This is a genomic window from Streptomyces sp. LaBMicrA B280, from assembly GCF_049222185.1.
GTDB classification, from domain to species: domain Bacteria; phylum Actinomycetota; class Actinomycetes; order Streptomycetales; family Streptomycetaceae; genus Streptomyces; species Streptomyces murinus.
The window spans coordinates 24,697-36,703 of sequence record NZ_JBMJCT010000026.1; the positions used below are offsets into that span (position 1 = coordinate 24,697).

Annotated in this window: 11 protein-coding genes and 2 pseudogenes; 7 read left to right on the top strand and 6 right to left on the bottom strand. The window is 72.6% G+C overall.

Annotated features, from left to right (window positions below; genetic code table 11):
• Positions 1–142 precede the first annotated feature (142 nt).
• Positions 143–1,006 (bottom strand): LLM class flavin-dependent oxidoreductase, encoded by an 864-nt coding sequence (locus ACLF5H_RS22755; RefSeq protein ID WP_421677866.1) that lies wholly within the window; start codon positions 1,004–1,006, stop codon positions 143–145.
• A 57-nt stretch (positions 1,007–1,063) separates the two neighbouring features.
• Positions 1,064–2,182, bottom strand: coding sequence for an NAD(P)-dependent alcohol dehydrogenase (locus ACLF5H_RS22760; RefSeq protein ID WP_421677867.1), 1,119 nt, complete (start codon positions 2,180–2,182; stop codon positions 1,064–1,066).
• Positions 2,183–2,452: 270 nt separating this feature from the next.
• Between ACLF5H_RS22760 and ACLF5H_RS22765 the strand changes: the two genes are divergently transcribed.
• The 4 genes from ACLF5H_RS22765 to htpG all read left to right on the top strand — a co-directional run bounded on the left by ACLF5H_RS22765 (position 2,453) and on the right by htpG (position 5,636).
• Positions 2,453–2,932 (top strand): fluoride efflux transporter FluC, encoded by a 480-nt coding sequence (locus tag ACLF5H_RS22765; protein WP_421677868.1) that lies wholly within the window; start codon positions 2,453–2,455, stop codon positions 2,930–2,932.
• Complete coding sequence (locus ACLF5H_RS22770) at positions 2,929–3,282, top strand: DUF190 domain-containing protein (protein ID WP_421677869.1); 354 nt, start codon at positions 2,929–2,931, stop codon at positions 3,280–3,282. Before ACLF5H_RS22765 ends, ACLF5H_RS22770 begins: the two co-directional genes overlap by 4 nt.
• The gene (gene crcB, locus ACLF5H_RS22775) at positions 3,279–3,653 is read left to right on the top strand and encodes a fluoride efflux transporter CrcB (protein ID WP_421677870.1); all 375 of its coding nucleotides are present in this window, start codon (positions 3,279–3,281) and stop codon (positions 3,651–3,653) included. Before ACLF5H_RS22770 ends, crcB begins: the two co-directional genes overlap by 4 nt.
• A gap of 81 nt (positions 3,654–3,734) precedes the next feature.
• Positions 3,735–5,636, top strand: coding sequence for a molecular chaperone HtpG (gene htpG, locus ACLF5H_RS22780; protein ID WP_421677871.1), 1,902 nt, complete (start codon positions 3,735–3,737; stop codon positions 5,634–5,636).
• 57 nt (positions 5,637–5,693) lie between these two features.
• On the opposite strand, the pseudogene ACLF5H_RS22785 reads toward htpG, so the two are convergent.
• The 3 genes and pseudogenes from ACLF5H_RS22785 to ACLF5H_RS22795 form a co-directional block, all read right to left on the bottom strand.
• Positions 5,694–6,155, bottom strand: a pseudogene (locus ACLF5H_RS22785) (nucleotide triphosphate diphosphatase NUDT15); the annotation flags it as partial.
• A 101-nt stretch (positions 6,156–6,256) separates the two neighbouring features.
• Positions 6,257–6,703, bottom strand: coding sequence for a DUF6027 family protein (locus ACLF5H_RS22790; protein ID WP_421677872.1), 447 nt, complete (start codon positions 6,701–6,703; stop codon positions 6,257–6,259).
• 111 nt (positions 6,704–6,814) lie between these two features.
• Positions 6,815–8,050 carry an FAD-dependent monooxygenase gene (locus tag ACLF5H_RS22795; protein ID WP_421677873.1) on the bottom strand — a complete coding sequence of 412 codons (1,236 nt, stop codon included), beginning with the start codon at positions 8,048–8,050 and terminating at the stop codon, positions 6,815–6,817.
• Positions 8,051–8,228: 178 nt separating this feature from the next.
• On the opposite strand from ACLF5H_RS22795, the pseudogene ACLF5H_RS22800 reads away from it, so the two are divergent.
• Positions 8,229–8,381: pseudogene (locus tag ACLF5H_RS22800) on the top strand (GntR family transcriptional regulator); the annotation flags it as partial.
• 31 nt (positions 8,382–8,412) lie between these two features.
• Positions 8,413–9,177, top strand: coding sequence for a TetR/AcrR family transcriptional regulator (locus tag ACLF5H_RS22805; RefSeq protein WP_421677874.1), 765 nt, complete (start codon positions 8,413–8,415; stop codon positions 9,175–9,177).
• 61 nt (positions 9,178–9,238) lie between these two features.
• Here the strand turns inward: ACLF5H_RS22805 and ACLF5H_RS22810 are convergent, their stop codons facing one another.
• Positions 9,239–10,897: a WD40 repeat domain-containing protein gene (locus tag ACLF5H_RS22810; protein WP_421677875.1), complete on the bottom strand. Its 1,659-nt coding sequence runs from the start codon at positions 10,895–10,897 to the stop codon at positions 9,239–9,241.
• A 191-nt stretch (positions 10,898–11,088) separates the two neighbouring features.
• Between ACLF5H_RS22810 and ACLF5H_RS22815 the strand changes: the two genes are divergently transcribed.
• Entirely contained in the window at positions 11,089–11,985 is an 897-nt protein-coding gene (locus ACLF5H_RS22815; protein ID WP_421677876.1) for a hypothetical protein, read from the top strand.
• Positions 11,986–12,007: the final 22 nt, after the last annotated feature.

Below are 12,007 nucleotides of genomic sequence, written 5' to 3' on the forward strand. Positions count from 1 at the left end.
ATTGCAAACTTTCGCAATTCCGCTAGTCGCTTCGCCGTGGACTGTGGGCGTATGTCGGTTTCGCTCGGCTCCGCTCGGCTCCGCTCGGTTCCACTCGGTTCCGCTCGGTCCGCTCTGTTCCGCTGAAGGGGTGCCCGTCCCGTCAGAGGGTCGGCGGCCCCGCCTCGACGCGTCGCAGCACCGGCTCCAGCCGGTCCAGATCGGGCCCGTCGGCCCGCTGCCGTTCGTCCCACCAGGTGGCACCGGCGTCGCGCAGCGGGCCGATCACGTCCCTGGCCCCGGCCGGGTCCGCCGGGGTGACACCGCCGAGCACGAACTCGAAGGGATGCGCGCCCCCGGCCGTACGGTGCGCCCGCACATAGGCGATCAGCTCGCGCACCTCGGCCGCGTCCGGGGCCGACCCGTGGCGGGCGGTCTCGAAGAGCGGAGCGGCGCCGTCCCAGCGCGCCGCCCGCCGCATGGGCGCGCGGCGCGGCCAGAACCCGCCGATCCAGACGGGCGGGCGGGGCCGCTGGACGGTGGCGGGCAGCAGGGTCACGTCCCGGGCCGTGTAGTTCGGCCCCTGATGGTCCACCGGGCCGCCGGACCAGAAGCGGGTCAGCAGCTCCAGGCCCTCGTCCAGCCGCCCGGCCAGCTCGCGCGGCCCGGCGGTGTCGCCGAAGCTCGCGTACTCGTCCTCGACCGGACCGCCCAGACCCGCCCCGAGGATCACCCGTCCGCCGCTCAGCTGGTCCAGCGTGACGACCTGCCGGGCCAGCTGCTGGGGACGGTAGCGGGGCACCGGCGTCAGCAGTGTGCCCAGCCGGATGCGGGAGGTCGCAAGGGCGGCCGCCGTCAGCAGCATCCAGGGGTCGCCGAAGGGCCGCCCCTGATGCCGCCGGTGCAGCACATGGTCCCAGACGAACAGGCCGTCCCAGCCCGCCTGTTCGGCGGCGACGGCCACGGTCGCGACGGCACGGGGGTCGGCGAAGTCACCGAAGTTGGGCACGTTCACGGAGAAGCGCATCCCGACATGATGATCAGCGCGCCGCCCGTGGGCAATCACCGTGGCCCGGAACGTCGTTCATCCCGTGCTCCGTTCAGCCGAGGAGCCGAGGACGAGCACCGGCTTGATCGCGCTGCCGTCGCGCATCCCGCGCACCGCCGCGTCGATGTCCTCGAAGGGGAACGTGGTGACGAGCCGGTCGACCGGGAGGCGGCCCTGCCGGTACAGCGCGACCAGCTCGGGGATGAAACGGGCCGGATCCGCGTCCCCCTCGATCACCCCGTGCAGCCGGACGCCCTTGCTCAGCAGGCTCATCACATCGAACGGCACCCGCGTGCCGATCCCGGTGAGCGCCAGGTCGCCCCGGTGCCGCAGCGCGCCGAGGGCCCGGGCGAGCATCTCCGGCCTGCTGGTGGTGTCCACGATGTGCCGCGCCCCGCCGCCCGTGAGATCCAGCAGCGCCGCCACGATCTCGTCGCCGTCGGCCGGATCCAGGGCGGCCCTCGCCCCGAGGCTCACCGCCACCGCGCGCCGGGACGCCACCGGCTCCACGACGACGACCGGATCGCAGCCCGCGATCACACCGGCCATCACCGCGCTGAGGCCGACACCGCCCGCCCCGATCACCACGAGCGAGCTGCCCGGCTCGGGGCGCAGCCGGTTGAGGACCGTACCCGCCCCCGTCTGCACCCCGCAGCCCAGCGGCGCGGCCACCGCGGGCGGCAGATCCGCCGGGATCCGCACGGTGTTGCGCTCATGGGCGAGCGCGTGGGTGGCGAAGCTGGACTGGCCGAAGAACGCGCCGCGCACCGGCGCGCCGCCCCGGGACAGCGGCGTACTGCCGTCCGCCCGGCCGCCCGAGGCGTTCAGGGCGCGCATCGCGTGGCAGTACGCGGGATGACCGGCCGCGCACTGCGCGCACGCGCCGCAGCTGTGGAAGGTGAGGACGACATGATCACCCGGCGTGATCCCGGTCACCTCCACCCCCACCGCCTCGACCACCCCTGTGCCCTCGTGCCCGAACACCATCGGCATCAGCTCCGCCGGCCAGGCCGCCTGGCTGCTCAGATCGGTGTGGCACACCCCCGCGGCGGTGATCCGCACCAACACCTCGCGCGGGCGCGGCACTTCGAGCTCCACCTCCCGCACGGTGAACGGCCCGCCCGGGGTCTCGGTGACGGCGGCTCGGATACGCATGGGGGACTTCTTTCCCGCGGGGGGCCGTGACGTCGGAGGACTACCCGGACCGGGCCCCCGGCCACGCGCGCGCGGCCGGCCGTCTCGGATGCCGGGCCTGCCATCAGGCCGTACCCGCTTCGCGCTATCCTGGTGGGGCGGCGCGACCTCGGTCCCCGCACGGCGGTGGGTCCCGCCGTACAGAACCGCGGCAATGTCGCCGCCAATGGTCCCTCCCCATGACAAAGTGCGCCCCGGCACGCCCCGGGCGCCCTGTACGAGGAGGCCCATGTGGCAGAGCGGACGGCGCTGAACCAAACCACCGAACGCGGCGTCGAGCGGCGCGCGCCGGCCCGTCGGAGCGCGCCCTGGCGCACCCAGGGACCCGTCCTCGCGGCCATCGCCGTCGGCGGCGCCCTCGGGTCCTGCGCCCGCTACGCCACCTCGCTGCTGTGGCCGACCGCGTCCGGCGCCTTCCCGTGGACCACGTTCTGGGTGAACGTCAGCGGCTGCGCCGTCATCGGCGTCCTCATGGTCGTCATCACCGACATCGGCTCCGGGCACCGCCTGGTCAGGCCCTTCCTCGGCACCGGCGTGCTCGGCGGATTCACCACCTTCTCCACCTACACCGTGGACATCGAGCGGCTGACCGGCACCGGCCGGGCCACCACCGGCCTGCTCGACCTCGTCGCGACCGCGCTCGGCGCCCTCGCGGCCGTCTGGACCACCGCGCACCTCACCCGGCGCGTCATCGAGTGGAGGACATCATGACGACAACGACCGTTCCCGGAGTCCGGCTCACGGTCCTCGTCGGCGAGGACGACATGTGGCACCACAAGCCCCTCTTCGCCGAGATCGTGCACCGGGCGCACCGGGCCGGGCTGGCCGGCGCCAGCGTGTTCCGGGGCGTGGAGGGATTCGGGGCGACCTCCCTGATCCACACCAGCCGGCTGCTGTCGCTCAGCGAGGACCTGCCGGTGGCCGTGGTCATCGTCGACACCGAGCAGCGCGTACGGGCCTTCCTGCCCCAGCTCGACGAGCTGGTCGGGGAGGGTCTGGTGACCGTCGACCACTGCGAGATCGTCCGCCGCGACGGCCTTGACGAGAAGGAGAGTTCGTGAACTGGCTGCTGGTCATCGCCGGAGCCGCCGTGGGCGCACCGCTGCGCTATCTGACCGACCGCACCGTGCAGTCCCGGCACGACACCGTCTTCCCCTGGGGCACCTTCACCGTCAATGTCGTCGGCAGCCTCATTCTCGGCCTGGTCACCGGGGCGGTCGTCGCGGGCGGGATGTCCTCGGACTTCCAGCTGCTGATCGGCACCGGGCTGTGCGGGGCACTGACCACGTACTCCACGTTCTCCTACGAGACGCTGCGGCTCGCCGAGGACGGGGCGCGCTTCTTCGCCGCCGCCAACGTCGTCGCGAGCGTCGTCGCCGGACTCGGTGCCGCCTTCCTGGGCGCCGCGCTCGCGCAGTCCCTCTGGGCCTGATGTGGCCCCCCGCTCCGACATGGTGTTTTACAGTGTTTGGCGCCCCGTTCGGACGACAGGACCTGTGAGGTATCCGCGAACATGTCGACGCAGACGTTTGAGTTTCAGGTGGAGGCCCGTCAGCTGCTCCAGCTGATGATCCACTCCGTGTACTCGAACAAGGATGTCTTTCTGCGCGAGCTCGTCTCCAACGCCTCCGACGCGCTGGACAAGTTGCGCCTGGAGAAGCTGCGGGACGACGCGCTGGACGTCGAAGTGTCCGACCTGCACATCGAGTTGGACATCGACAGCGACGCCCGGACGCTCACGGTGCGGGACAACGGCATCGGTATGTCCTATGACGAGGTCGGGCAGCTCATCGGCACCATCGCCAACTCCGGCACCGCCGAATTCCTGCGCGAGCTGCGCGAGTCCAAGGACACGGCCGGGGAGGAGGGGCTCATCGGCCAGTTCGGCGTGGGCTTCTACTCCGGCTTCATGGTGGCCGACGAGGTGACCCTGGTGACCCGGCGGGCCGGGGAGAGCCAGGGCACCCGCTGGACCTCGCGCGGCGAGGGGACGTACACCCTGACCGCCGTCGAGGACGCCCCGCAGGGCACCTCGGTCACCCTGCACCTCAAGCCGGCCGACCCGGAGAACCAGCTCCACGACTACGCCTCGCCCTGGAAGATCAGGGAGATCGTCAAGCGGTACTCGGACTTCATCACCTGGCCGATCAGGATGGTGTCCGAGACCCCGGCCGACGGCGAGGAGCCGGCGCCCGAGACCCTCAACTCCATGAAGGCGCTGTGGGCGCGGCCCCGCGACGAGGTGTCCGACGACGAGTACCACGAGCTGTACAAGCACATCGGCCACGACTGGCGCGACCCGCTGGAGACCATCCGGCTCCAGGCGGAGGGCACCTTCGAGTACCAGGCGCTGCTCTTCCTGCCCGAGCACGCCCCCCACGACCTGTTCACCCGGGACTTCCGCCGGGGCGTACAGCTCTACGTCAAGCGCGTGTTCATCATGGACGACTGCGAGGCGCTGCTGCCGCCGTACCTCCGCTTCGTCAAGGGCGTCGTGGACGCGGCCGACCTCACGCTCAACGTCTCCCGTGAGATCCTCCAGCAGGACCGCCACATCGAGATGATGCGCCGTCGGCTGACCAAGAAGGTCCTCGCCACGGTCAAGGACCTGATGGGCGAGGAGTCGGACCGCTACGCCACGTTCTGGCGGGAGTTCGGCACCGTCCTCAAGGAGGGGCTGGTCACCGACGCGGAGAACCGCGAGGCCCTGCTCGCCGTCTCCTCGTTCGCGAGCACGCACCACGAGAGCGAGCCGACCACGCTGAAGCAGTACGTGGAGCGGATGAAGGACGGCCAGGACGACATCTACTACCTGACCGGCGAATCCCGCGGGGCCATCGAGAACTCCCCGCACATGGAGGCGTTCCGCGACCGGGGCCTCGAGGTGCTGCTGCTCACCGACGCCGTGGACGAGGTGTGGGTCGACGCGGTCGGCGAGTACGAGGGCAAGAAGCTGCGCTCCGTCGCCAAGGGCGAGTTCGACCTCGACGCGAAGAGCGAGGACGAGGGCGCGGACGACGAGCGGGAGAAGCGGAACGAGGCGTACGCCGGTCTGCTGGAGTGGATGGGCAAGCGACTGGAGGACGACATCAAGGAGGTACGGCTGTCCTCCCGGCTCACCGTCTCCCCGGCCTGCGTCGTCTCCGACGCGCACGAACTCACCCCGGCCCTGGAGAACATGTACCGCGCCATGGGCCAGGAGGTCCCCCGGGCCAAGCGCATCCTCGAACTCAACCCCGGGCACGCCCTGGTCGAGGGGCTCAACGAGGCGTACACCCAGCGCGGCGACGGCACCGAACTCGCCGAGACCGCCGAGCTGTTGTACGGCCTCGCGGTCCTGGCGGAGGGCGGCCAGCCGAAGGAACCGGCCCGCTTCGTGAAGCTGATGGCACAGCGGCTGGAGAAGGCGCTGTAGGGAACGTACGAGCGAGGGCGACCACCGCGTCTGTCGTGCGGCGGTCGCCCTCCCCTCCTAGGCGTACGGGGTGAAGTGCGCCGGGGTGTGCGCGATGGGCAGTTCGGGGCGCCACGCGGTGAGGATCTGCGCGCTGCACACGAACAGGCCGTCGGGCAGCTTGTCCAGGGGGTACCAGGCCCAGTCGCCGACCCGCTCGTCCGGCTGGGTGGCCGGTTCGCCCCGCCACGCGGTGACGAGGGCGCCGACGGTGACGCGTACGACGTCCTCGACATGGTCGACCAGCGTGCCCAGGAGCCGGACGTCCTCGGCGCGCGCGAGCAGCCCGGTCTCCTCGGCGAGTTCCCGTACGACGGTCTGCTCCAGGGACTCCCCGGGCTCCACGGTGCCGCCCGGGAGTTCGAGGGTGCCGCGCTGATGGCGGCCGAGGAGGATGCCCCGCTCGCCGAGGACGATCGCGCCCACGCCGAGCGCGGCGTGGGGGACGGGGGGCCTGGTGGAGCGGTTGCGGCTGGTGATGGTGTCGACGTCCGGTGCGGACACGGGAACTCCTCGGTGAGCGGGGTGTTTCGGGCGCGCGGCCGGTCGGAACCGGTGGCCGTCACCATGGTTCCAGCAGTTCACCGGGCCGTGTCGGCCGGACCGTCCTCGAACTGGGCCGGATAGACGTCCGGTTGGTCCAGCGGCAGCTTGAGCCAGGCGATCATCTGCCGCAGCTGGTGGTACGCCCGCAGCCGCTCGCTATCGCTGTCCTGCCGCTCGGCCTCGGCGATCGGCTCCCACAGCCGGTGCACCATCACCGGCCCCACCTCCAGCAGACCTCCGCTGCCGCCGGTCGCCCAGCGCGCCAGCACATAGCGGGCGAGGGCGCCGACCGGGATGTCCAGGTTCTCGGCCATGCCCCGCAGGGTGGCGAGCGGATCGAGCCGTCCGTAGAGGACGACGTCCGACTTGAAGTTGGCGTGCGGATCGTCGGCCGGCCAGTCGGCGTCCCAGCGGTCCAGCCGGATCACCGGCTCCTCCTGCGGGCCCGTCCCGTCGTGCTCCTCGTGCGGCATGGTGGTCATCCGCCTCGGCCTCCTTCTCGGCGTCGCGTTCGGCATCGCTGCCGGACTTCGGGCAAGGCATACCCTGACGCACCATGACCCGACCGGCCGCCCCTACGGCGCCGCACCCGGTCAGACACCGAACTCCTGGAGCCGACAGGGGAGTTGTGAGCCCCATCCGTACGCGGGCAGCTCGATGTTCCCGGCCTTGGCGAACTGCGCCGCGAGCACGTTCCGCATCGGAAAGCGGGTCATCTGCCGCATGGAGAGGTCCCGCAGCCGGATGCCGAGGCGGCTCGTGGGCGCGTATCCGGAGGCGCCGCCCGGCGGGAGCCGCTGGGCCTGGTCGACGTAGGGGCGCATGACCTCGTCGTAGCGGCGCAGGGCGGTCCGGTGGTCGCCCCCGGCCGTGGCCAGTTCACCGGCGAGTACGTACGCGCCGACCAGCGCGAGACTGGTCCCGAGGCCGGTCAGCGGGGTCGCGCAGTACCCGGCGTCGCCGAGCAGCGCGACCCGGCCGCGCGACCAGCCGTCGAGGCGGACCTGGCCCATGGAGTCAAGGAAGAAGTCCGGGGCGGCGCGCATCGCCCGCAGCAGCCGCGGGGCCTCCCAGCCGACGTGGGCGAAGCGCCGGGCCAGCAGCTCGTGCTGGGCGGCGATGTCCCGGCGGTCGTAGGAGAGCGGCGCGGAGCGGAAGCTGAGGCCCGCCTTGATCTCGCCGGGCAGCCGGCCGGGCCGGGCGGAGGCGACCAGACCGGGCGGCGCGTTGTGCATCATGTACCAGCCGTCGAGGTCCAGGTCGTCGGTGGCGGTGAACCAGGCCGTGCAGAGGCCGAGCGGGCGGACGAACTCCCGCTCCGGGCCGAAGGCCAGCGCGCGCACCACGGAGTGCGGCCCGTCCGCGCCGACGACCATCGCGAACCGGCGCGGCGCGGCCCGCTCGAAGGTGACCGTGACCCCGTCCGCGTCCTGCTCCAGCGCGGTGATCGTGTCGTCGAACAGGTACTCCGTGCCGGGCAGGCTCGCCTCGTACAGCAGCCGGGCGAGGTCGCCCCGCAGGATCTCGATCTCGGAGACGATCCCCTCGCCGCCGAAGCCGTCGGCGGGCAGGGCGGCGGTGACGCGTCCGGCGGCGTCGACGAGGGCGAGCCCGCGCTGGTCCACGCTCTCCGCCCTGGCCCGCTCCATCAGGCCCATCCGTTCGATCACGGTCCGGCCGGCGCCGCGCAGATCCACGGTCTGCCCGCCCGGCCGGGGTGCCGGCGCCCGCTCCACGATCGTGACCGTGAAGCCCCCTTCGCGTAGCCAGTACGCCAGCGCGGGCCCCGCGATGCCGGCGCCGCAGATGAGTATCTCGTTGTCGGTCATGGTGGGAATGTACGCCGTACGCAGGCTAGTGCGCAAGCGCCAAGCTGCCTGCTGGTGGGGGTAGTTGCAAAGAAGTGCACTAGTACACGAGGGTGTTGGAGTGGGGTCTCGCGGCCGTATCGCCCGGCGTCGCGGGCTTACGATGGCCGCCTTCAGTGCACTAGTGCGGAGGATGCCGATGAGCGGACAGGCGGTGTCGCGCTCCGGTCGGATCGTGGACGAGCTGCGACGGCGGATCGAGACGGGCGAACTGGCGCCGGGCGAGCGCGTGCCCTCGACCCGGGAGATCACCCGCCAGTGGGGTGTCGCCATGGCGACGGCCACCAAGGTGCTCACCGAACTGCGCCGCGCGGGCCTGGTCCGTGCCGTACCCGGCGTCGGCACGGTCGTGGCGCCCCCGGCGCGGCCCGCTCGCCCCGCTGCCGCCACCCGGCGGGGCCGCCCGGCCCGCCGACGCGTCCCCGGCCCCGTCGGCGCTCACGCTCGACCGGATCGTCACCGCCGCGATCGCGGTCGCCGACGCGGAGGGGCTGGCGGCGGTCTCGATGCGCCGGGTGGCCGCCGAACTCGGCGTGGCGACCATGTCGTTGTACCGGCATGTGACCGACAAGGACGACCTGCTGACACGGATGCTGGACACGGTCATCGCGCGGCACCCGCTGCCCGCCGACCCGCCGCAGGACTGGCGCGCGGCGATCGAGCTGGCCGCCCGGCGGCTGTGGGACCAGTTCCGCCGCCACCCCTGGCTCGCGCCGGCCCTCTCGGTGACCCGCCCCCAGATGGTCGCCTCGGCCCTCCCGTACAGCGAGTGGATGCTCTCCGTCCTGCACTCCCGCGGCCTCGACCTGCACACCGCCTTCACCGCGCACCTGATGCTGCTCAACTACGCCCGCGGCATCGCCGTGAACCTGGAGTCGGAACGGGAGGCCGAGGCGTACAGCGGGCTCGACAGCGAGCAGTGGATGGACACCCAGGAACCCGAACTCCTCGACATCCTCGCCACCGGCCGCTTCCCCGCCCTCTCCCGCCTCGCCGCGACGGGCTACGACCTCGACCTGGACGCCCTCTTCGAGTTCGGGCTCCAGCGGCTGCTGGACGGGGTGGCGGCGCTGGTCGAGCGGGGCTGATCGCGCTCGCGCCGCGCCGCGTCGGGCCCCTGCAGCGCTGTGCGGCCGTTCCGGCCCGGCGTCACAGCAGCCGCTCGTCCAGCAGGAGCGTGGCCAGTCCCGCCGGGCCGAGGATGTGCAGTGCGGGGCCTGACGCGACGGTGCCGACGGCCAGTGCGTGGACGGGGGCGCCGGTGAGGAGGGTGTGGCGGAGCTCGCCGGTCAGCGGGTCCCGGAGGCGGATGCCGCTCGGGTCCGCGGAGGCGATCAGCGCCCGGCCGTCCGACAGGGGCACCGCGGCCAGCGCCAGGGTGTCGGAAGCTTTCCAGCGGGCGAGGAGGGAGCCGTCGGCCGTGTCCCAGACGAAGACCTCGGCCGATGTGGTCGCGACCAGTACTACCCCGTGGTGGCCGCGGAAAGCGCACGCGTGCCGGAACAGCGACCGGTGATGGGCAGGCCGTCTCAGCGTGGTGACGACGCGACCGGAGAACAGGTCGACGAGTTCGATGCCGGCCATGCCCACCACGGCGATCAGGGTGGTGCCCGACTCCCGCACGGGAAGGGGTGCCAGGAGGCGCGGCTGATCGGTGGCCGACCTGGGCAGGGCGCCGGTCTCGGGGCCGTCGACCGGACCCCACACCACGGACCTGCGGCCTCCGCGGCCCTCCAGCCGCACCAGCAGCGGCACGCCGGCCGCCGTCGTGACGACGCAGGACCGTCCGGGGGGAGAGCCGGTCTCGTGCGCGGGATGCACCTCCGTGCCGGACACCAGGTCCCAGACCGACCAGGAGCTGTGGTCCTCGACCATGACGTACGCGCTGCCGGGAGGCGACGGGAAGGGTTCGACGTTCCTGACCCGCCCGGTGTCCAACCGCTTCACCAGCCGCCCCGTCAGGGCGTCGTGGACCTCCAGTCCGACGCGGGTGCCGAGCACGAGGACGTCGTCGGCTCCGTCGGGGCCCGGGCATCGCGTCCTGCACAGCGGCCACGGCTCCGTGGGGTGCGACCCGAGGGGCGCCCGGTACAGCGTCTCCGTCAGACCGTCCCCGTGCAGCGTCGGCTCGTGGCCGGGTTGCCACAGCCTGATCCCCTGGGGACCGGCGGAGACGACACGCGGGCCATTCGGGTCGTCCAGGACGGCGAGGGCGTCGATGGACGGGAGGTCGGCCTCGAAGGAGTTCTCCCAGTCGCTGTCGATGTCCCGCACGACGATGCGGTTGAGCCGGGTGTAGGCCACCGCCGTGCCACCGGGCAGCGCCGCCAGGGGGCGCCCCGGGAGCGCGGGGCAGGGAGCGGGTTCTCCCCGGAAGGGGTCCCAGAGCCGCCATCGGACAGGTGCTCCCATCCGTACGACGAGCAGGTCGTCCTTCCCGGGTCTGGACACGGCGAGGGCCACGTGCGCCCGGTCGCCCCCGAACGGCGGCTGCGGGGTCAAGCCCGAGAACGGGTCCCAGAGGCGGATGCCCTCCGGCGTGGGGAAGGCCACGAGCGCGTGTCCGCTCGCCCGTCGCACCACGGCCGACGTGCTGCGGCGGAAGACATGGCCCGACCCCGGAAAACCCTCGGCCTCGACGACGCGGCTCTCGTCGACGCCGTGAGCGTTCGGCCGCCACACGAAGGCGCTCTGCGCCGTGATGACGAACAGCTTCCAGCGCGCGGCGCCGTCCTCCAGGACGTGCACGTCGTTGACGGCCGGCAGGGAGAGGGCGGTGATGGGCTGGGCCGAGCCGGGGTCGTACAACCGTCCAACGCGATCACGATCAGCCGCCGCCGGACGATTCCCGTCGGCTCTTGCGCGTCCACAGCCCTCCCCCGCTCCGCGCGCGAGGTGCGGCGCACGGCCCGGTCAGCCTATCCGGAGCGGCCGGCCCCCCGCCCGCGGCTACGATCGGCCCGGGCAGGCGGCCCTTGGGCGGACGAGGAGGGGGAACGGTGAGCGCACTACAGGTCATCGGAGTGCACGGCATCCGGCAGGGGGCCGCGGCCACGACGGAGGCACTGAGCAGGAGCTGGCAGGAGTCCGTGGACGACGCGCTGGCCTGCTCGGGGCTCGCCGAGGCGGCCGGTCCGGTCGGCCTCACCGTCCCGTCGTACCAAGGCGTGTATCCGAAGACGGCCACCCGGTACATGCGGCTGGGCGCGGACGCCGCTGGTGCGGCCGACGACGTGCCCGTGGACGAAGAGGAAGAGGCCTTCATCCTGGAGGCCCTGGCCGCTTACGCGCCGTCCGCGGTGGCGGAGGAGCAGGACTCCCCGATGGCCGGCCGGACTCTGGGGGCGGGCCGGCTCACACCGCGGATCCTCAGACGGGCTCAGGCCGTGGACCGGGTGGCCGGCAAGGGAGTGACCGACCGTCTGCTGTGGCTGATCCGCGAAGCCCATGGCTACCTGCGGCAGGAGCGGACGGCGGCCGCGGTCCGCGCCGTGGTCCGGGAGGCGCTGGTCACCACCGGCGCCCGGATGGTCATCGCCCACTCGCTGGGCACCGTCGTGTTCTACGACATGCTCACCCGCGGCGAGGTTCCGCCCGCGCCGGACGGCGGCCCGGGGGTGGCCTCGCTGATCACCTGCGGCTCGCCGCTGGGCTGGCTCGCGGTGCGCAAGGGCGTTCACGCGGTCGGTGAACCGCTGTCCGTCCCGGCCGGGGTGGAGTGGACGAACCTGTACGCGGCCAACGACCCGGTGAACAGGGGCAAGGGCCTGTCCTACCTGGCGGTCGGGGTCACCGACGTCAAGGTCGACAACGGCAAGCTCAACGCCCACGACGTCCACCGCTATCTCGACAAGCCCGCGGTCGCCCAACGCATCGGCAAGGCCCGACGCCACTGAACCGGCCGTCCCGGCCCCCACG